This is a genomic window from Pseudomonas sp. s4 (genome assembly GCF_046764235.1).
GTDB lineage: Bacteria > Pseudomonadota > Gammaproteobacteria > Pseudomonadales > Pseudomonadaceae > Aquipseudomonas > Aquipseudomonas asiatica.
On the sequence record NZ_CP177209.1, the window covers coordinates 2,814,249 to 2,831,637 of the forward strand.

Annotated in this window: 21 protein-coding genes and 1 pseudogene; 16 read left to right on the forward strand and 6 right to left on the reverse strand. The window is 60.5% G+C overall.

What is annotated here, in order from left to right; translation table 11 throughout:
- Window positions 1–77: 77 nt before the first annotated feature.
- Complete coding sequence (locus ACK56M_RS13250; RefSeq protein WP_015270265.1) at window positions 78–959, reverse strand: LysR family transcriptional regulator; 882 nt, start codon at window positions 957–959, stop codon at window positions 78–80.
- 170 nt (window positions 960–1,129) lie between these two features.
- Here ACK56M_RS13250 and ACK56M_RS13255 point away from each other — a divergent pair, with 170 nt between their 5' ends.
- Window positions 1,130–2,773, forward strand: coding sequence for an acetolactate synthase large subunit (locus tag ACK56M_RS13255; RefSeq protein ID WP_013972567.1), 1,644 nt, complete (start codon window positions 1,130–1,132; stop codon window positions 2,771–2,773).
- A 260-nt stretch (window positions 2,774–3,033) separates the two neighbouring features.
- Here the strand turns inward: ACK56M_RS13255 and ACK56M_RS13260 are convergent, their stop codons facing one another.
- Together ACK56M_RS13260 and ACK56M_RS13265 are read right to left on the reverse strand one after the other, a co-directional pair.
- Window positions 3,034–4,356: an APC family permease gene (locus ACK56M_RS13260; RefSeq protein ID WP_054571951.1), complete on the reverse strand. Its 1,323-nt coding sequence runs from the start codon at window positions 4,354–4,356 to the stop codon at window positions 3,034–3,036.
- 99 nt (window positions 4,357–4,455) lie between these two features.
- Window positions 4,456–5,277 carry a carbon-nitrogen hydrolase family protein gene (locus ACK56M_RS13265; RefSeq protein ID WP_100413927.1) on the reverse strand — a complete coding sequence of 274 codons (822 nt, stop codon included), beginning with the start codon at window positions 5,275–5,277 and terminating at the stop codon, window positions 4,456–4,458.
- A 162-nt stretch (window positions 5,278–5,439) separates the two neighbouring features.
- Here ACK56M_RS13265 and ACK56M_RS13270 point away from each other — a divergent pair, with 162 nt between their 5' ends.
- On the forward strand, window positions 5,440–6,228 hold the full coding sequence (locus ACK56M_RS13270; RefSeq protein WP_013972570.1) for a helix-turn-helix transcriptional regulator: 789 nt from the start codon (window positions 5,440–5,442) through the stop codon (window positions 6,226–6,228).
- A 91-nt stretch (window positions 6,229–6,319) separates the two neighbouring features.
- Complete coding sequence (locus ACK56M_RS13275; RefSeq protein ID WP_289805829.1) at window positions 6,320–6,961, forward strand: dTMP kinase; 642 nt, start codon at window positions 6,320–6,322, stop codon at window positions 6,959–6,961.
- 18 nt (window positions 6,962–6,979) lie between these two features.
- On the opposite strand, the gene ACK56M_RS13280 is transcribed toward ACK56M_RS13275, so the two are convergent.
- The gene (locus ACK56M_RS13280) at window positions 6,980–7,402 is read right to left on the reverse strand and encodes a hypothetical protein (RefSeq protein ID WP_289805828.1); all 423 of its coding nucleotides are present in this window, start codon (window positions 7,400–7,402) and stop codon (window positions 6,980–6,982) included.
- 239 nt (window positions 7,403–7,641) lie between these two features.
- Between ACK56M_RS13280 and ACK56M_RS13285 the strand changes: the two genes are divergently transcribed.
- From ACK56M_RS13285 to ACK56M_RS13300, 4 genes and pseudogenes are all read left to right on the forward strand, one after another.
- Window positions 7,642–8,079, forward strand: a complete 438-nt coding sequence (locus ACK56M_RS13285) for a YeeE/YedE family protein (RefSeq protein WP_003258763.1) — start codon at window positions 7,642–7,644, stop codon at window positions 8,077–8,079.
- Between the two features lies 1 nt (window position 8,080).
- Window positions 8,081–8,500, forward strand: a complete 420-nt coding sequence (locus ACK56M_RS13290; protein ID WP_015270271.1) for a DUF6691 family protein — start codon at window positions 8,081–8,083, stop codon at window positions 8,498–8,500.
- A 90-nt stretch (window positions 8,501–8,590) separates the two neighbouring features.
- Window positions 8,591–9,094 carry a peroxiredoxin gene (locus tag ACK56M_RS13295; protein WP_411959506.1) on the forward strand — a complete coding sequence of 168 codons (504 nt, stop codon included), beginning with the start codon at window positions 8,591–8,593 and terminating at the stop codon, window positions 9,092–9,094.
- 405 nt (window positions 9,095–9,499) lie between these two features.
- Window positions 9,500–9,580 (forward strand): annotated as a pseudogene (locus ACK56M_RS13300) (dehydratase); the annotation flags it as partial.
- Window positions 9,581–9,658: 78 nt separating this feature from the next.
- Here the strand turns inward: ACK56M_RS13300 and ACK56M_RS13305 are convergent.
- On the reverse strand, window positions 9,659–10,525 hold the full coding sequence (locus tag ACK56M_RS13305) for a patatin-like phospholipase family protein (RefSeq protein ID WP_015270273.1): 867 nt from the start codon (window positions 10,523–10,525) through the stop codon (window positions 9,659–9,661).
- Between the two features lie 240 nt (window positions 10,526–10,765).
- Between ACK56M_RS13305 and ACK56M_RS13310 the strand changes: the two genes are divergently transcribed.
- From ACK56M_RS13310 to ACK56M_RS13350, 9 genes are all read left to right on the forward strand, one after another.
- Entirely contained in the window at window positions 10,766–10,984 is a 219-nt protein-coding gene (locus ACK56M_RS13310; protein ID WP_013972583.1) for a hypothetical protein, read from the forward strand.
- Window positions 10,985–11,002: 18 nt separating this feature from the next.
- Entirely contained in the window at window positions 11,003–11,299 is a 297-nt protein-coding gene (locus ACK56M_RS13315; RefSeq protein WP_013972584.1) for a hypothetical protein, read from the forward strand.
- Window positions 11,299–12,012, forward strand: coding sequence for a DUF72 domain-containing protein (locus tag ACK56M_RS13320; protein WP_289805827.1), 714 nt, complete (start codon window positions 11,299–11,301; stop codon window positions 12,010–12,012). The genes ACK56M_RS13315 and ACK56M_RS13320 overlap by 1 nt, the downstream gene beginning before the upstream one ends.
- Window positions 12,013–12,124: 112 nt before the next feature.
- A complete protein-coding gene (locus ACK56M_RS13325) occupies window positions 12,125–12,421 on the forward strand; it encodes a DUF6555 family protein (protein ID WP_015270275.1) in 297 nt (98 codons plus the stop codon).
- 107 nt (window positions 12,422–12,528) lie between these two features.
- Window positions 12,529–13,053: a hypothetical protein gene (locus ACK56M_RS13330; RefSeq protein WP_015270276.1), complete on the forward strand. Its 525-nt coding sequence runs from the start codon at window positions 12,529–12,531 to the stop codon at window positions 13,051–13,053.
- Window positions 13,054–13,294: 241 nt separating this feature from the next.
- Entirely contained in the window at window positions 13,295–13,882 is a 588-nt protein-coding gene (locus tag ACK56M_RS13335; protein WP_100413923.1) for a hypothetical protein, read from the forward strand.
- Complete coding sequence (locus ACK56M_RS13340) at window positions 13,882–14,310, forward strand: phage holin family protein (RefSeq protein WP_003258743.1); 429 nt, start codon at window positions 13,882–13,884, stop codon at window positions 14,308–14,310. The genes ACK56M_RS13335 and ACK56M_RS13340 overlap by 1 nt, the downstream gene beginning before the upstream one ends.
- Window positions 14,307–15,113 (forward strand): DUF3618 domain-containing protein, encoded by an 807-nt coding sequence (locus ACK56M_RS13345; protein ID WP_411959507.1) that lies wholly within the window; start codon window positions 14,307–14,309, stop codon window positions 15,111–15,113. The genes ACK56M_RS13340 and ACK56M_RS13345 overlap by 4 nt, the downstream gene beginning before the upstream one ends.
- A gap of 83 nt (window positions 15,114–15,196) precedes the next feature.
- Window positions 15,197–16,171: a LysR family transcriptional regulator gene (locus ACK56M_RS13350; protein ID WP_100413921.1), complete on the forward strand. Its 975-nt coding sequence runs from the start codon at window positions 15,197–15,199 to the stop codon at window positions 16,169–16,171.
- A 49-nt stretch (window positions 16,172–16,220) separates the two neighbouring features.
- Here the strand turns inward: ACK56M_RS13350 and ACK56M_RS13355 are convergent, their stop codons facing one another.
- Window positions 16,221–17,228: a zinc-binding alcohol dehydrogenase family protein gene (locus tag ACK56M_RS13355; RefSeq protein WP_100413920.1), complete on the reverse strand. Its 1,008-nt coding sequence runs from the start codon at window positions 17,226–17,228 to the stop codon at window positions 16,221–16,223.
- Window positions 17,229–17,389 lie beyond the last annotated feature (161 nt).

The window sequence follows — 17,389 nt, forward strand, 5'->3', positions numbered from 1 at the left end:
GATCCTTGTGAAACATGCTGAAACGTTCAAGGTGGGATCATAGTCAACTCGCGATAGTGACGTCGAGCAGGGTGGAATCAACGTTCCAGGTAATGGGTCTGCGCGGCAAAATCGATGAAGCGCTTGCTGGCCAGCGACAGGTATTCCCCCGAGCGCCAGCACAAGCGGAAGCTCATCTGCTGCGCTGGCTGGAACGGTACGCCGACGATGCCCGGTGTGCGCTGTTGCACCGAGCGCAGCAGGGTCGCCACGCCCATGTTGTCCAGCGCGGCTTGTACCACCAGCGATACGAAGTTGCTCTGCAGCGCTACCTGGTACGTGATGCCATGTTCGGCGAAGAACGCATCCAGCAGGTGGCGCTGCACGAAGGTGCGGTCGAACACCACCATGTCGGTATTGCGCAGGTCCTCGGCTGTGAGGAAGGCCTTGCCAGCATAGGGATGGTCAGGGTGCATGCACGCCAGCATCTCATCGCTGCCCAAGAGGATCGATTCCTTGTCGGGCGGCACGCGCCGGGACTCCAGCAGCGCCAGGTCGATCTCCCGTTGTTCCAGGCGATGTCCAATGTCCTCGGCACTGCCTTCGAACACGGTCATGGCAATACCCGGGTACAGTTGGCGGAAGGCGTTCATCAGGCCGGGTACATAGTGCAGGCCGAACATCGGCGGGATTCCCAGGCGCACTTCGCCGCGCTTCAGGTCGGCCATGTCACGCAGTTCTTGCCGCGCCACATCCATTTCGCGCAGGGCCGATGCGATACGTGGCAGGAAGCGTTCGCCCTCGGCTGTCAGGATGACTTTGCGCGTGGTGCGGTTGAACAGAGTGACGCCCAGTTCTTCTTCCAGGCGGGTAACGGCCATGCTAAGTGCCGGCTGGGCGATATGCAGGTGCTGCGCGGCTTTGGTAAAGCTGCCTTGGCGCACGATCTCGACGCAGCAGCGCAATGCCTTTAGGTTCATTGAGGGGGGTTACCGTTCATAACAAGCTGTGATGCCAAGCATCATAACAATATATTTATTATTATTAACCAGAGGGCCTACGATGCGCGCCACTGAGACATCCTGCAACATCTCAGTCACGCAGCTTAATAAATCTGCAATCCCACAAAGATTTTGAGGTAGTACCCCAAATGGCCAAGGCCGCCGATGTCGTTGTGCAATGCCTGGAAAACGAAGGTGTCGAGTATGTGTTCGGCATTCCTGGTGAGGAAAACCTCGACCTGCTCGAATCCCTGCGCAAGTCGAAGATCAAGCTGGTACTTACCCGTCACGAGCAGTCCGCAGGTTTCATGGCTGCCACCTATGGTCGCCTGACCGGCAAGACCGGCGTCAGCCTGTCGACCCTCGGCCCTGGCGCCACCAACCTGGTCACCGCCAGCGCCTACGCCTACCTGGGCGGCATGCCGATGATGATGATCACCGGCCAGAAGCCGATCAAGAAGTCCAAGCAGGGCCGTTTCCAGATCATCGACGTGTGCGGCATGATGGACCCCATCACCAAGTACACTCACCAGTTCGCTTCCGCCGACAACATCCCTTCGCGCATGCGTGAAGCCTTCCGCCTGGCTGAAGAAGAAAAGCCGGGTGCCGTGCACCTGGAGCTGCCGGAAGACATCGCCGCCGAGCAGACCGACGCACTGCCGATCCCGCCAAGCCTGCACCGCCGCCCGTTGGCCGAGCACGTGGCGATCGACGCAGCCGTACAAAAGCTGCTGAACGCCCGCAACCCGATCCTGGTGATCGGCGCCGGCGCCAACCGCAAGATGACCGCCAAGGTCCTCAAGCAGCTGATCGACAAGACCGGTATCCCGTTCATCACCACCCAGATGGGCAAAGGTGTGGTCGACGAGCGCCATCCACGCTTCCTGGGCAACGCCGCGCTGTCGTCGGGTGACTTCGTGCACCGCGCCGTCGAAGCCGCCGACCTGATCGTCAACATCGGCCACGACGTGATCGAGAAGCCGCCGTTCTTCATGGTCCGTGGCGGCACCGAAGTCATCCACATCAACTTCCGCTCCGCCGAGGTCGATGCCGTGTACTTCCCGCAGGTGGAAGTGATCGGCGACATCGCCAACGCCGTATGGCAGATCAGCGAAGCGCTGAACGACACGTCGCACTGGGACTTCACCCGCCTGATGGCGATCCGTGAAGCCAACGAAGCACAGATCGCCGAAGGTGCCGACGACAACCGCTTCCCGGTCTACCCGCAGCGCATGGTCGCCGACATCCGTCGCGTGCTGCCGTCCGAAGGCATCGTTGCCCTGGACAACGGCATCTACAAGATCTGGTTCGCCCGCAACTACAAGGCGCACAAGCCGAACACCGTACTGCTGGACAACGCCCTGGCGACCATGGGCGCGGGCCTGCCATCGGCCATGGCCGCGCACCTGGTGCACCCGGACCGCCCGGTAATCTCGGTTTGTGGCGACGGCGGCTTCATGATGAACAGCCAGGAGCTGGAAACTGCGGTACGCCTGGGCATGCACATCACCGTGGTGATCCTGCGTGACGACGGCTACGGCATGATCCGCTGGAAGCAGGCGAACATGGGCTTCACCGATTTCGGCCTGGACTATGGCAACCCGGACTTCGTCAAGTACGCCGAAGCCTACGGTGCCAACGGCCACCGCGTGGAAAGCGCCGAAGGCCTGCTGCCGCTGCTGGAGCACTGCATCAAGACCCCGGGCGTGCACGTGATCGACTGCCCGGTCGATTACAGCGAGAACGACCGCATCCTCAACAGCGAGCTGCGTGAGCGCGCGCTCGCCGTGTAAGGCCTGACAGGATCGGCGCCACCTCAAGGCTGGCGCCGAACCTGTGTAGGAGCGGCCTTGTGTCGCGATGGGCCGCAAAGCGGCCCCCCGGATTTCAGCATCAACGCAACAATCGCCGGGGCTGCCATGCAGCCCATCGCGACGCTAGGCCGCTACTACACGGCTAGCTACCTGCCTCAGAATCCGCCACCGCAAACACCGGCGCCGCCGGTGCCATCCAGAGCATCGCTCAAAGCGCCGTATCGACCTGAGTGGACAGCTCAGGCTTCCTCGAAGTGCATCTCCGGGGGCTTGCGCTTGAAACCACGGGTAATCACCGTCAGGTAGAGCACGCCGAGGCAGAGCCAGCCTGCCCCCAGGTAGATCGCCAGGTGATCCAGGCTTGCCATCAGCCACAACGTGGAGGCGAAGCCCACCAGGGGGAATGCGAGGTACATCAGTAGCGCGTTCGCACCACGCTGCTGCATGGCGACCCAGTAGTGGAAGATCACCGCCAGGTTGACCAGGCTGAAGGCGAGAAATGCACCGAAGTTGATGAACGAGGTGGAGGTCGTCACGTCCATGCGCAAGGCAAGCAGGGCGACCACCCCGCACAGGATGATGCTGGGCACCGGCGTGCTGAAGCGTTCGCTCAACCTTCCAAAGAATGACCTGGGCAGCACTCCGTCACGCCCCATCGCATACAGCAGCCGGGAGGCGCTGGCCTGCGCCGACAGGCCAGAAGTGAACTGGCCGACGATCAGGCCCAGCAGGAAGATGCTGACGAAGATGTCGCCACCGATGTTCTGGGCTATTTCATAAGCCGCCGCGTCGGCGTTGGCAAAGTCGGTGGACGGGTGAGCGAGCTGGACGAAGTAGCTGCAGGCGATGAACAGCGCGCCGCCAATCAGGGTGATCAGCAGGATGGCTTTCGGGATGTTCTTGCGTGGTTCTCTGGTTTCTTCAGTCAGGGTACTGACCGCGTCGAAGCCCAGGAATGAATAGCAGGCAATCGCCGCACCGCTCATGATCAGCGGCAACTGGGTACCTTCCTTGTAGAACGGCTCTAGCGTCCACAGCGGTACCGTCGGGTCGCCCCAGACATAGTGCACCGCGAGCACAACGAACGCCGCCAGCACCAGCAGCTGGATGAACATCAACAGGCCATTGACGGTCTTGGCCAACCGCAGGCCGATCACATTGATCGTTGTGGTGATGCCGATGAATGCCAACACCCAAATGGCTTGTGGCACGCCCGGGAACGCCGAGTGCAGATAGGCCGCGCCAATGAGCCAGATCGCCATGGGCAGGAACAGGTAGTCGAGCAACACCGCCCAACCGGTGATGAAGCCCAGCTGCGGGCTGATCGATTTGCGCACGTAGGTATAGGCGGACCCGGCGACCGGGAAGGCGCGCGCCATGTGGCCGTAGCTCAAGGCGGTAAAGAGCATGGCGATGGCTGCAGCGAGGTAGGCTGCGGGTACCCTCCCTCCCGTGGTCTCGGCCAGGATACCGAATGTGCCCAGGACAATGATGGGGGTCATGTAGGCGATGCCGAAAAGCACCACCGAGCCCAGCGAAAGCGTTCGCTTGAGTGTGGCCATTACTGCTTGCTCCAGCTTGTGATTGTTATTCAGAGTCGAACACGCTGCCGTCCCTGGCGGCATTGCATTCCAGTAATAGAGCCTGGAAGGGTGGAATGTTCAGGAGGCGATGATCAGTTCGCGAAGGCCGTTGGCGTGCTCGACCTGTTCACCCGGCAGATGGATGCGGCGCTGGGCAATGTAGCTGTAGTCGCGCCGTGACCGCTGCAGTTGCTCCATGGCCAGCTCGACGGTCATGCGGCACTCGCCACGGCCGGCTTCGCACAGCAATTGGCCGTACGGGTCGACGACGGCACTGCCGCCAGCGAAGACCAGGCCGCCATCACCATCGCCCACGCGGTTGACCATGACTGCAAAGGCCTGGTTTTCCATGGCGCGCGCGGTGATGGCGGTTCTGTGGGTGGGCCCGTACGGGTCCATGTTGCCGTTGGTGACGATGATCAGTTCTGCTCCCAGCTGCCCCAGGGCACGGGCGGTTTCGGGGAATTCGATGTCAAAGCAGATCAGCAGGCCGACACGGATGCCTTTGAACAGGGCTGTCGCAAAACGGTCGCCTGGGGTGAAAACCCCGCAGTCCGATGCCCAAAGGTGGGTCTTGCGGTAGGTGAGCGCTACGCCTTCAGGCGTGACCAGCACAGTGGTGTTGTAGAAACGGCCGTCGTTTGCGGCTTCGGCCATCCCGACGACCACGGCAACATTCTGCGCTTGTGCTGCCTGTTGGACTGCCGTGATGCTCGGGCCATCCAGTGGCTCGGCGATGCGGCCGATGTTTTCTTCGGTTGGGAAGCCCATCAGCTGGGTTTCCGGAAAGACCAGCAGATCGGTATCGGCGCCGCAGTTGCCGATCGCCTTGATGGTGCGCTGCAGGTTGTACGCGGTATCGCCATCGCGACCGGCCAGTTGGACAAGCTCTACCTTCATTTCCAATCCTCGACTAACAGCTTCGACCGCCACGCCGTGGCGACATGGGGTGTAAAAAACGATCCCGGTACAGGTTCGCTCAGCGTAAGCTAGCCCGGATTATGGGGTGGTCATCATGGCGGGGGGTATTACGCCCACGTGGTAACCCAACAGGGGTAGAGGATGAATTTTACGCTGCACGACATCGCCTGGCACCGATCGGTAGGCCAATTGATCGAAACCCTCGACAAGGACCACTTCTGGACAGCCTTGGTGCGGTTACTGAACGAGTACGTTGCCTGCGACAGCTGGGTTGCGCTGCTGTTTTCCGCAGGGCGCCCGCAGGTGTTCGCCGAATGCCCCAGTGCAGACGGCAACCCTGACCCGCTGTTCCAGGATTACCTGAAGGGCTTGTACCTGCTGGACCCTTTCTACGTGGCCAGCCGAGAGGCTGCGGTGTCCGGCCTGGTGCGCCTGGCGGATGTGGCCCCTGAGTGTTTCGAGCAGACGGACTACTACCAGCGCTATTTCCGGCTTAACGTGGTTGCCGATGAAATTCAGTTCAACGTGCAGCTGGATGCGCAGCGCACGCTGTGCCTGTCGTTGGGTAGCAAGCGCCGGTTCAGCATCGAACAGGTCACCCTGCTGGAACTGTTGCGGCCGTGGGTCACTGCGCTGATGCGCCAGCGGATGACGTTCGAGCGGGAGTTGCTGGAAGAGGCCACCAAGCCTGCGCCGCACTGGCAAAGCCGCATGGAGGACAGGGTCGAGCAGATGGAGTCGCCGCTGACCGGGCGTGAGCTGGAGGTGGGCCGGCTGATGCTCAGCGGGTGTTCCAGCAAAGAGATCGCGCGCAAGCTTGAAATCTCGGTGGAGACAGTGAAAGTGCACCGCAAGCATATGTACAGCAAGTTGGGTATCAAATCGCAGTCGGAGCTTTTTTCGCTGTTTCTTCAGGCCCAGCTGGGTTGATTCAGGCTAGCTGCATGGCTCCACTGGCTTGTGGTGAACACTGTGGCACTCAGGCCTGCGCTGCATCTTCAAATTCGACTGGTAATTAAAAATGACTCGCCCGCTGTTTGTTTCCATCGATGGGCCCAAGGGCACCGGCAAGACCACGCTTCTGGAGGCGGTTACCAAGGCCTTGCGGGCTGACAACAAGAAAGTGATCCGGCTTTGCGAGAAAAAAAGCGACCCCTACCGGGGGGAAACCATGGCCCTTGTCAATCAACTGGTCAGAAACCCCTCCCGGGACCTGGAATTGAGGGTATGCGAGCGCTTCGCCGAAAGCCGTGCCTGGATTTCCCGACACGTGCTGCCCAGGCAGCCAGCGGGCAGCATCATCCTGATCGATCGCTGGTACCCGTCTGATGCCGCATTTCGCCGCAGCGTGGCGTTCGACGAAATCCTGCGCCTGAACCTCGAGCGAAATGTGCAAGTGCCCGATTTGCATGTCGGCGTTGTCACGGCCCCCGATACTTCATGGGCAAGGGCCGCGGCACGAACGCGCGGATTGGGCAGTACGGTGATCCATAGCCTGGTCGAGCAGGTTGCCTGTACCGAGGCGTTCGAGCGTGCGGTTGCGGAACACGGCTGGGTATTGTGCCGTAATGAAGGGGCCATCGAGGATGCAATGCGGCAGATAGTGGCCGAGATCGATGGCGTGCTTCGACCACGTCATCGACCGCAGTGCGATCAGTGCTGAAACATCAGCGAGTACTGGTTACTGCTTCATGGGCATATCCATCATCGACGACTGCTGATCCATTATCTTCATCATCATGTCCATCATTCCGTCGCCCATACCCATGCCACCCTTGGCTCCCGACATTCCCATGCCCGAACCCATGCAGCCCGCAGCATGTTGCTGGTGCAGCATGGCCATGCTCTCCTTCATTGTCTTCATGCCCTCGCGCATGGCGGCCTGGCGCTCGGCAGGGGTCTTCGCGGCTGCGGCTTTGTCATGAGCAACCTGCATCTTGTGCATTTGCTCGCTCATCGCCTTGTGCATGGACGACCCGGAAGTTGTACTGGCGGCTGGGGCGCTGGTGGAGGCGTCGCCAGCCTGATTTTTGTCTTCGGCATGCGCCATGAATGCACTACCGGCCAGAACAACAGCAAGAACCAACTTCAATTGCGTTTGCATGGCGAACTCCACTTTTATGGATATATACGACGTGCCTCAAGGCCTTGGTATGCCTGGATGATTGCAGTCTAGGCGGCCATCTGGTCGCGAATTTGACCTGCATCAAACAAGTGCAGCTTCATGCACTTTGAATAGGCTGGCTAATCTCATTGAAATTGTCGGCATAGGGGTCGTGGTATTCTTCAACTTTCTTACTGAACCGTTAATTGTTCTCTTGTTCCTGTTCCGGGAGAAATACGATGGCAATTGATTGGCTGGCCTTTACACCATGGTCCGCGCTGGCCGGTGGTGTGTTGATCGGGCTGGGGGCTGGGCTGTTCGCGGTGGTGAATGGCCGTATTGCAGGAATCAGTGGTTTGCTCGGTTCGATGCTGCAGCGAGGCGGGGAAGGGCGCAGAGAAAAGCTTGCCTTTCTTTTGGGGCTGCTGGCAGCCCCGTTGCTTTGGGGGATATTTGCCACGCTGCCGTCAGCCCGTTTCACCACGGCATCCTGGACACTCATCGCGGCGGGCCTTCTGGTAGGGTTGGGGACGCGCTACGGCAGCGGTTGTACCAGCGGCCACGGCGTCTGTGGCCTGTCGCGCCTGTCACCCCGTTCGGCGGTGGCAACGCTGTGCTTCATGGCTACCGGTTTTGCCACGGTGTATGTGGTCCGCCATCTCGTACAAGGGGCCTGAAATGCCGGTGTTCAGTGGTTTCATCGCCGGGCTGCTGTTCGGCGTGGGGTTGTTGCTGGCAGGCATGGCCGACCCCGCCAAGGTGCTCGGCTTTCTCGACATCGCAGGGCAATGGGACCCTTCGCTGGCGCTGGTGATGATCGGGGCGATTGCCGCAGCATGGATACCGATGCGCTGGGCGAGCGGTCATCCAACGGCCCTGCTGGGTGGGGCGATGCAATTGCCTGGCCGACGTGATGTGGACCGCCGCCTTATCGGCGGCAGCCTGGTATTCGGCATTGGCTGGGGGCTTTCGGGCATCTGCCCGGGGCCGGCCCTGGTGCTGCTGCCTGCAGGGTACTGGCAGGCCTGGCTGTTCGTCGCTGCGATGCTGGTTGGCATGGGGTTGTTCCAGTGGCTTGAGGCGCGTCGTGGTAGCTGACATCCAGCTTTCCAGAGCAGGCCGCTGTATGTACGCACCTTGGTGGATGCTGCATCATGCCTGGCCATTTACCGCCCCACGGAGAAAACGATGATCAAGACCGGCGATACACTGCCCGACGTAACGCTTTACCAGTACAGCAACGGCGAGGGCGGCTGTGCAATCGGCCCGAACGCGTTTTCCCTGCACGCGCGCTGCAAGCAGAAAAAAGTGGTTATCTTCGGCTTGCCTGGTGCCTTCACGCCTACCTGTTCGCAGCGGCACGTACCGGGCTACGTGGCCGCGGCCCAGGCCCTGTTCGCTGTCGGGGTTGCCGAAATTCTCTGTGTTTCGGTCAATGATGCGTTCGTCATGAATGCCTGGGGTGTAAGCCTGCAGGTGGGCGATGAGGTCATGATGATCGGCGATGGCAATGGTGAATTCAGCGAGGCGCTGGGCCTGATCCAGGACCTCTCGGCGCGCGGCATGGGCCGGCGCTCGCAACGCTATGCCATGCTGGTCGACGATCTGGTGGTAAGGCACATCGCGGTCGAAGCACCCGGCAAGTTCGAGTGCAGCGATGCTGCGAGCATGTTGGCTGTTTGTAAGCTCTGAAGGCATACACAGTTCATGTGGGAGATAGCTTAGCCCTTTGGGATGCGCTATCACGCAGAAAACAAATATCGCTCGCTTGACGCGTTCTTTGTAGGAGCAGCCTTGTTCTGCGAAGAGGCCCGTACTGGCATTGCATATCTGTTGCCTATACCGGCCTCTTCGCAGCACAAGGCTGCTCCTACTGGACCCTGCTAAATCAAAGGTTCATGTGTTGCGCCTCACGCCACTAGGACAACGTGTCTTCTGGAGGCAGGTAGGGAAGGGCTAAACTGGCGCCAGTTCCAGACGTTTCGCTTTGCCGTCGCTGCCTGCATACCCAGGAGGTAACTCATGGCTTCTGCACCTGAAAGGCTCTTTTTCGAGGACTTGCAAGTAGGTGAGTCCTTCATGAGCGGCTCGTATGAAATGACCCAGGAGCGGATCCTGAGTTTCGCCTCGGAGTTCGACCCCCAGCCATTCCATACGGACCCCGATGCTGCACAAGAAACCTTTTTTGCTGGGCTGGCTGCTAGCGGCTGGCATACCTGCGCAGTCAGGCGTAAGGCCTCGAACTGTCCACATCATTCAATGCTCATGGGCATGCGAGTGAACGGTCAGGGCACCCGGCACCTTGGTCCGTTCGAGCCCGCCGTGGTCCAGCCACCGAAGCGTCTGCTCATAGGCCCGCTCCAGCAACGACTCGGTCTGGTCGAAGTTGAATACCGAGACATCGACCGGGCACAAGGGCGGAACGATATGCAGGCTGGTGAGCGTGCGGAAGTGTTCGATGTCACTCACAAGCTGGCGCATGCTCATCAGGTTGACAGTGTGCAGGGCCAAGGCGACAAGGCCGCGGGGCGGTTGAGTCAAGGCGCAGCTGAGCCCGGTGGGAATTACCACGACATTGCTGGCGCCCAGCGCTACGGCAGTCGAAATAGGCGTGTTGCTTGCCACACCGCCATCCACCAGGAACTGGCCGCCGATCTGCACGCAAGGGAACACCAGCGGTATCGCGGCGCTGGCCAGTAGCGCCTGCTCGAGTTCGCCATTGCACAGCACTGTCTCGGCACCACTGAGCAGGTCGGTGGTGACGATATGCAGGGGCAGTTTCGCATCCTCGATGCGATGGATCGGCAGCGCCTTGCCAAGCAATCGGTGCAAGGCCGCTGGTTGCAGCAGGAAACCACGCCGTTTGAGCAGGCCTCGGCAGGTATCGAGCCAGGACAACGGAAAGATGTCGGTTCTGCTCAGGCCTCGCCAGAATTCGGCGAGAGTCTCGACACCCTGAGCGTTGGGCCTTGCTGCAAAGTAGGCACCGTTGATGGCGCCTACCGAGGCGCCAACCACCATGTCGAACTGGACTTCGGCTTCGACCAGGGCCCGCAGCATCCCCACCTGGACCGCACCCAGACTGCCGCCGCCAGCGAACACGATTGCGGTTTGCGTAGGCATGATTGCTGTCTCTGCACAGACGTGTGTCGACTGAGTGTAGTTGGCCGGGTGCCGGCGGGGCTGGGTGCTGCCAGTGCCGCCCACCTCTCATTTCTTGCCCGGCAATACCGAACCGAGAACCTGCCTGGCCGTCTGCACGATGACCTGAGCCGGTCGTCGTCGCTGCTGAACGGCTGCACTCAAGCCAGGATCAATCGAGCTGAGTCGCCCGATTTCATTCAGCCAGCAGGAGTTACAGCGATGGCCCAGTACCTGTACCTGATCAGCTACATCCTCGACAACCAACCCGGCACCTGCGAATTGCGCAGCGACCAGGAGGACCTGAGCCGCGAAGCAGCGCGCGATTACCTCCAAGGCCTGCACCGCAACGAAGCGTCATCTTTCACTGACGTGCAGGTGCAACGTCTGGAGCACGACCATGAGCCAGGCACGTCACCGGGGCATTATCAGCAACCATGAAAAGGTGAGGGCTGGCAGATGAAAAGAAGAGGTGAAACCTATAGAAAGTGGTGCGACCCGATCCTGCACCATCAAACCCATGAGGAAACGCTCGGAACCGGCACTTGCCTGGAAGTGCAGACGCGCTTGTCACGCACAGGCGCCACGCAGTTGTTCATTGGTGTCTATCGCACCGACGGTTCGGTGCTGTGCGAACGGATCTACGACCAACGCGCGGGGGAAACCATGAGGCGTGCGTTGCTGTGGGGTGTGGGATATGCCCGACGCGTCGCGGGTGAGGGCGAGGCGTTGCGTGGCGAACCGGCAGGTAGCTGATGATTTATCTCGGTTGCGCTGGCTGGAGCCTGTCGAGCCGTTACGCGGAGGCATTTGCGCAGCCCGGCAGCCACCTGCAACGCTACGCCACCCGCTTCAATGCAGTGGAAATCAACAGTTCCTTCTACCGGCCCCATCGCCCCGAAACCTATGCCCGTTGGGCTGCGTCCGTACCTGAGCATTTCCGCTTTGCGGTGAAGGTGCCCAAGGCCATCAGCCATGAGCAGCGGCTCTGCGGGTGCGAGGACGCGCTGGACAGGTTTCTTGCTCAATGCGGTCAGTTGGGCGACCGCCTGGGTTGCCTGCTGGTACAACTGCCGCCATCGCTTGGCCATGACCCCCAGCATGCGCGACGTTTCTTCGAAAGCCTGCGGCAACGGTATGACGGGCCGGTAGCGCTGGAGCCCAGGCACGCCAGCTGGCAATCGGCGCAACCGATGCTGGTCGATTTGCGCATCGCCCAGGTTGCCGCGAACCCGTCGCGCTTCGTTACCGATGCGCAACCGGGAGGTTGGCCGGGGCTGGTCTACTGGCGCCTGCATGGCGAACCGAGGATCTACCACAGCGAGTATCCCGACGAATATCTGCAGCGTCTGGCTGAACGCTTGCAGCACAGCCTTGCCGCCGGAGTGCCCACCTGGTGCATTTTCGACAACACCGCCTCCGGCGCTGCGATAGCCAATGCACTGGCTTTGGAGCGGCATTTGCGCTGAGGAAGTGATGGAAGCATGGCGATGGAAAAGAGCGATGACCAATCAGTCAAAATTAATGAATCTTTTTACACGTCGCTCGCTCCATTAGTCTGAATTGGTGAAGGAGAGTGCAATGGCTGGACAGCAGTTGTATGTGATCGAGTACGAGCTTCATGGGGAATTTCGCACCTTCATCATCCGGCTCGAGCGTATGGACAACGCCGAAGCCTGGCACTGGGCAAGTTGCGATGCCGGCGTGGGTATCATTCCACGGTTCGGCCAGCACAAGATCAAGAAGGTCAGCCGGCCAATGGCTGAGCGCTACGGCATCGGCAATGTGCGCTGGCGGGTATCGGGCGACGGGCCGGAGTTCGTCGCACCGACCATTGATGTGAAGAAGTTTTCCAATAGCGGTACCGGCAATACCTGAAGCTTGTTGTGCGCAAGGCCTGCCTGAAGTCTTCAGGCAGGCTTGCGCTCATGGGTTCGCTTCTCAGGTTTCGAGGCACCATCACTCTCACTTTCAGGAGCCAGTACGTGCCGCAAATCATCACTCCAGGCACCCCTGAACACGAGATCAGCGAGCGGAACGCCCGCATGTTCGGCTCGCCAAAGGAACGCCTGGATTTCTACCGCCGTGAAATCCAGTACGAGACCAGCATCCTTGCCAACCGCACTGACGCCTATCTAGCTGCCCAGTCGTTTCTGGTGATCGCCTTCGTTTCGTCAATGAGTAACCTCAACCAGAGCTGGGGCGAGATGTTCACGCTGGTGGTTCCCCCGTTTCTCGCATTGCTGGGCGTGTTGAGTTCACTCAATGCCTGGCCGGGCATTCGCGCGGCCTACAAGATCATCGAGCACTGGCAATTGAAACAGAGCCACCTTCTGCGCAGCGAGCCATTGATGGGCCTGGCATATGACGAATCGCCACTGTTCAGCGAGGCGGAAACCTCCCTGGCCGGGCACCGCAAGTCGTTGTTATTTTCGCTGCGTACGCCTTGGATATTCCTGGTCTTCTGGATGATTCTCGGTATTTACGCGGTCTTCATCCAGCTGGCGTGAGCGGCGCGGCTGCACCCCGAGACAACGCGGTACTCCAATCGTTGTCGACGCTGATTACCGCCACCTTCAAAGCCTTTGCTCCGGTACCAATAACCAGGTTTGATTGCGCCATTTTCTTTGGGTCTCCAGACAAGTGTCATAGATCACAAACGCTGAACTCCTGCCGCCCCACCTGCGTCCCTCGAATGAATGCCCCAGTAAAGACGGCATCCACCCAACAATCAGCTTCGAGGGCGAAACGATGGACAAGACTAATCAAAGCTCGACGTCTCCACCCGGTAGCACCCAGGAACATGCCTTGATCGATGACGCCGGTGCGCTGCTTGGCGAGGCGAGGCACAAAGGCAGCGAGCAGTTCGAACACTACCGCGATAACGCAGCCGATCAGCTTGATTCGCTCGAGGAAGGTGCGCGTTCGGCGGCAGCTGCGCTGCAAGGCAAGGACAGTCTCGGGCTGTCGCAGTACCTGAACCAGGCAGCAGAGTGCGTGGGTGAGTTCGCCGAACAGGTACGCCATGAAAGTGCCGAAAGCCTGCTGCAGCGTGGTGCTCAGTTGGCCAGGAGCAACCCGGCGCTATTACTGGCCGGTAGCGTCGCGATCGGGTTTGCCGTATCGCGTTTCATGCGAGCCAGCACCAGCCATGAGTCCACCACCCCTGCGTCGTCCGGTGATTGGCAACAGTCCCGCCCCGCGCAGCCAGTGCCTGATCGTGGTAGCGACGTATCCACCCGTGAACCTTTCACCCCAGTCGACCCAGTCGGCCCTGGTGCAGGCACGCCGGTCAGTGGCAGCCCGTTCGAGCGCGATCCTCTCAAAGGAGGTGAATGATGAACAAAGAACCCTTGCATACCACCCCGAGCTTGCACACGGCGGAAGACGACGCCGTCGGTGTTGGCGGTTTGTTGCGCCAGCTGATGCGGGAAGTACCGGACCTGTTCACCAAGGAGCTGGCGCTGGCCAAGGCAGAGCTGCAGCAGAACCTCGCCACCCTCAAAGCCGGCACGGCTGCGGTGGCAGCGGGTGCGATCGTGATGCTGGCGGGCTTCGTCATCCTGTTGCTGGCGGCAGTCTACGCCTTGGCGATGGTGCTCGAACCCTGGCTGGCAGCCCTGATCGTGGGCGCGGTCACCTTGGTAATCGGGTTCATCATGTTGCAGTCGGGCAAGAAACGGTTCGAACCCACGCACCTGGCCCCTGACCGTACCTTGCATGCCATGCAGCAGGACAAGGACACGCTGAAGAGGAAACTGCCATGACAACTTCCTTCGAACATGAAGCGCACAAAGACCCTGACTTGCTCGAGCAGGAAATCAACGCCAAGCGCGAGCACATCAGCGATCTGGTGGACGCCCTCGAACAGCGCCTGAGCCCGGGCCAGATGGTCGACCGGGTCCTGGCCTATGCCAAGGGCAATGGCGGCGAGTTCTTCGAGAACCTTGGCACCACCCTCAAGAACAACCCCGTACCCGCAACCCTGACGGTATTGGGCCTGGCCTGGCTGGGCCTGAACCAGAACCGCCCCTTCAACCCCGGGCCTGCGCACCATGGGCCTGGGTTGGGCGAAAAACTCGGCGACGCGGTGGACACGGTGAAGGGCGCTTTCGCGCAGGCGGGGGAGGCAGTGCACGACGCCAGCCAGAAGGTGCGCATGAAAGCCCATGACATGCGCGATCGGGCCAGCGACTTTGGCAGCGGCGCCCGCGACTCCGTGGGGGCTTCGGCGGATACCCAGCGCCATTCGGCACACAAGGCCGCAGATCAGGCCACGGCACAGAAGGGCCAGTTCGATCACCTGCTTCAGGAGCAACCTCTGGTATTGGCCGCTTTGGGCATAGCACTGGGTGCGGCATTGGGGGCCGCATTACCCACTACCCGCAAGGAAGACCAGCTGATGGGCGCAAGCAGTGATCGTTTGACCGACACACTCAAGGCCAAGGGCCGCGAGGTGAAGGCGTCGGTCGAAGATTCGTTCGACAAGGTGGGTGGTAAAGCGTCTACACAGGCCGAGCGCAAGCCTGCAGACTCCGACCTTTCCTCAGGGTTGGGCTTCAATTCCTGATCCCGTGGGATGTGCGTCGCCGGCCCCTCTGCCTGCGCAGAGGGCTGGCGGCTCATCACGAAGGTTGTAGGCTCAGGCTGGGAATGGCTGCGCAATATCGCTACGCTTTGGCCCACGCGCCAGGTCAAGAATTCGCCACAGTGAAGAAAACAGTTCGGTTTGATGATCTTCAGGTCTTCGTCACAACAGCCTTTGCCGGCAGCTTCTCGGCAGCGGCCAGGTTGTTGGATATTTCACCGGCCTTGGCCAGCGGGGCTGTCCAGCGACTGGAAAGCAGCCTGGGTGCCAGGTTGTTCGTGCGCTCCACGAGGCGTTTGCGGCTCTCGGATGATGGCGAGCGATATCTGCCCCATGCCCGTCAGGCCTTGGACGCACTGGACGCCGGTGAGGTGGCGCTGACCGAAGGGCGAGATGAGATCGCGGGTACACTTCGCCTGTCCATCCCTTCGGATATTGGCAGGAATCTGCTGCTGCCCTGGCTCGACGATTTCCAGCGGTTGAACCCCAAGGTGACGCTGCAACTGCGGGTCAGCGATCAGGTGGCCGACCTTGTCGGCCAGCAACTGGATGCGAGTATCAGGTATGGGCAACTGGCAGACTCCAGCCTCGTTTCACTGATGCTCGCCCCAGGGAATCGCAGAACGGTCTGCGCCTCACCTCAATACTTGGCACGACATGGGGCGCCAGACGCTCTGGAAGACCTGGGCAGGCATAATTGCCTGCGCTATGTGATGGGCGAGCAGACTTACGAGCGATGGAGTTTCCATTTGCCCGATGGAATCAAGACCGTCCAGGTTACAGGCGACCGCTTGAGCGATGACGCCGATGTCGTTCGGCGCTGGGGCGTTGAAGGATTGGGGATCGTTTACAAATCCAGGCTGGACGTTCTGGCGGACATACGCGCTGGGCGGCTGGTCGAGTTGTTTCCTTGGGGTTACGGCCAACCTGCGCCGTTGCAACTGGTGTGCGCTCATCGAACCTCGCTCACACCTGCCGTGCAGGTGCTCAGAGCGTTTCTGGCGGAGCGTTTCGAGCAGCTCATCGCTGCTGATGGATAAGCTGACGGGGCTCATGGCCCCGCCTTGGTTACCTTGACTGGATGAATGCTCAGAAGCCTTCCAGGACAATTTTACCTTTTGCCTTGCCGCTTTCGATCAGGGCATGGGCGCGTTTGAGGTTGCTGGCATTGATGCTGCCGAAGTGCTCGCTAACGGTGGTCTTGATGACCCCTTCGTCGACCAGCGCCGAGACTTTTTCCAGCAGATGGTGCTGCTTGATCATGTCCTCGGTCTGGTACAGCGAGCGGGTGAACATCAGCTCCCAGTGCACCGACAGCGATTTGCGCTTGAACGGCACGACATCAAGATGCTCAGGGTCATCGATCAGCGCGAGCTTGCCCTGTGGGCGCAGGACTTCGACGATCTGCGCAAGGTACGCATCGGTGTGAGTCAGGCTGATCACGTAATCCACTGGGTTGAGCTGGAGTTGCTCCAGTTGCAGGGCAAAGGATGCCGAATGGTCGATGACGTGATGTGCCCCGAGTTCGCTGACCCAGGCCTGGGTTTCAGGCCGTGACGCGGTACCGATCACCTTGAGCTGGGTACGCTTGCGCGCAAGCTGTACCAGGATCGAACCGACCCCGCCGCCGGCACCGATGATCAGCAGGCTCTTGCCAGCGCCGCCATTTTCCTCAACACCCAGGCGGTCGAACAGCAGCTCCCAGGCGGTGATGGACGTCAGCGGCAAGGCTGCGGCACTGGCATTGTCCAGAGTACGAGGCTTGTGCCCGACGATGCGTTCGTCGACCAGGTGAAACTCGCTGTAAGTGCCCGGGCGGTCGATCGCGCCGGCGTAGAACACTTCGTCGCCAGGCTGGAACAACGACACCTCGGCGCCGACCTCGCGAACGACGCCCACGGCATCCCATCCCAACACCTGGGGCTGGGCGCCGCCGCGGCTGGCTCTGACCTTGGTATCGACCGGGTTTACTGCGATAGCTTTGACTTCCACCAACAGGTCCCTGGCGCCGGGCGTGGGTTTGGGCAGTTCGTGCTCGTACAACGATCGGGAATCCTGGATCGGGAGGCCGGGGGTGTCGTAGACGATTGCTTTCATTGGGATGTGACCTTTCAGGTAAACAGTGGTAACAGGCTAATCGTGTCGCCCTCCCTGAAAAACCGGGCAATTGCCGGAACACTTTCCGCATTTCGCTGAAAATCGGCTAGCTGCCTTGTGGTGGAACGTTGCCAACAGACTGCGCAACGTTGTCGGGATTC

Bases quoted from the DNA above. Each gene is read 5' to 3' on its own strand.
- ACK56M_RS13320 (WP_289805827.1), top strand. From the start codon at position 11,299: ATGATTTATCTCGGTTGCGCTGGCTGGAGCCTGTCGAGCCGTTACGCG.
- ACK56M_RS13265 (WP_100413927.1), bottom strand. From the start codon at position 5,277: ATGAAGGTAGAGCTTGTCCAACTGGCCGGTCGCGATGGCGATACCGCG.
- ACK56M_RS13275 (WP_289805829.1), top strand. From the start codon at position 6,320: ATGACTCGCCCGCTGTTTGTTTCCATCGATGGGCCCAAGGGCACCGGC.
- ACK56M_RS13305 (WP_015270273.1), bottom strand. From the start codon at position 10,525: ATGCCTACGCAAACCGCAATCGTGTTCGCTGGCGGCGGCAGTCTGGGT.
- ACK56M_RS13255 (WP_013972567.1), top strand. From the start codon at position 1,130: ATGGCCAAGGCCGCCGATGTCGTTGTGCAATGCCTGGAAAACGAAGGT.
- ACK56M_RS13345 (WP_411959507.1), top strand. From the start codon at position 14,307: ATGACAACTTCCTTCGAACATGAAGCGCACAAAGACCCTGACTTGCTC.
- ACK56M_RS13295 (WP_411959506.1), top strand. From the start codon at position 8,591: ATGATCAAGACCGGCGATACACTGCCCGACGTAACGCTTTACCAGTAC.
- ACK56M_RS13310 (WP_013972583.1), top strand. From the start codon at position 10,766: ATGGCCCAGTACCTGTACCTGATCAGCTACATCCTCGACAACCAACCC.
- ACK56M_RS13355 (WP_100413920.1), bottom strand. From the start codon at position 17,228: ATGAAAGCAATCGTCTACGACACCCCCGGCCTCCCGATCCAGGATTCC.
- ACK56M_RS13270 (WP_013972570.1), top strand. From the start codon at position 5,440: ATGAATTTTACGCTGCACGACATCGCCTGGCACCGATCGGTAGGCCAA.
- ACK56M_RS13260 (WP_054571951.1), bottom strand. From the start codon at position 4,356: ATGGCCACACTCAAGCGAACGCTTTCGCTGGGCTCGGTGGTGCTTTTC.
- ACK56M_RS13315 (WP_013972584.1), top strand. From the start codon at position 11,003: ATGAAAAGAAGAGGTGAAACCTATAGAAAGTGGTGCGACCCGATCCTG.
- ACK56M_RS13290 (WP_015270271.1), top strand. From the start codon at position 8,081: ATGCCGGTGTTCAGTGGTTTCATCGCCGGGCTGCTGTTCGGCGTGGGG.
- ACK56M_RS13325 (WP_015270275.1), top strand. From the start codon at position 12,125: ATGGCTGGACAGCAGTTGTATGTGATCGAGTACGAGCTTCATGGGGAA.
- ACK56M_RS13285 (WP_003258763.1), top strand. From the start codon at position 7,642: ATGGCAATTGATTGGCTGGCCTTTACACCATGGTCCGCGCTGGCCGGT.
- ACK56M_RS13250 (WP_015270265.1), bottom strand. From the start codon at position 959: ATGAACCTAAAGGCATTGCGCTGCTGCGTCGAGATCGTGCGCCAAGGC.
- ACK56M_RS13340 (WP_003258743.1), top strand. From the start codon at position 13,882: ATGAACAAAGAACCCTTGCATACCACCCCGAGCTTGCACACGGCGGAA.
- ACK56M_RS13350 (WP_100413921.1), top strand. From the start codon at position 15,197: ATGGCTGCGCAATATCGCTACGCTTTGGCCCACGCGCCAGGTCAAGAA.
- ACK56M_RS13335 (WP_100413923.1), top strand. From the start codon at position 13,295: ATGGACAAGACTAATCAAAGCTCGACGTCTCCACCCGGTAGCACCCAG.
- ACK56M_RS13280 (WP_289805828.1), bottom strand. From the start codon at position 7,402: ATGCAAACGCAATTGAAGTTGGTTCTTGCTGTTGTTCTGGCCGGTAGT.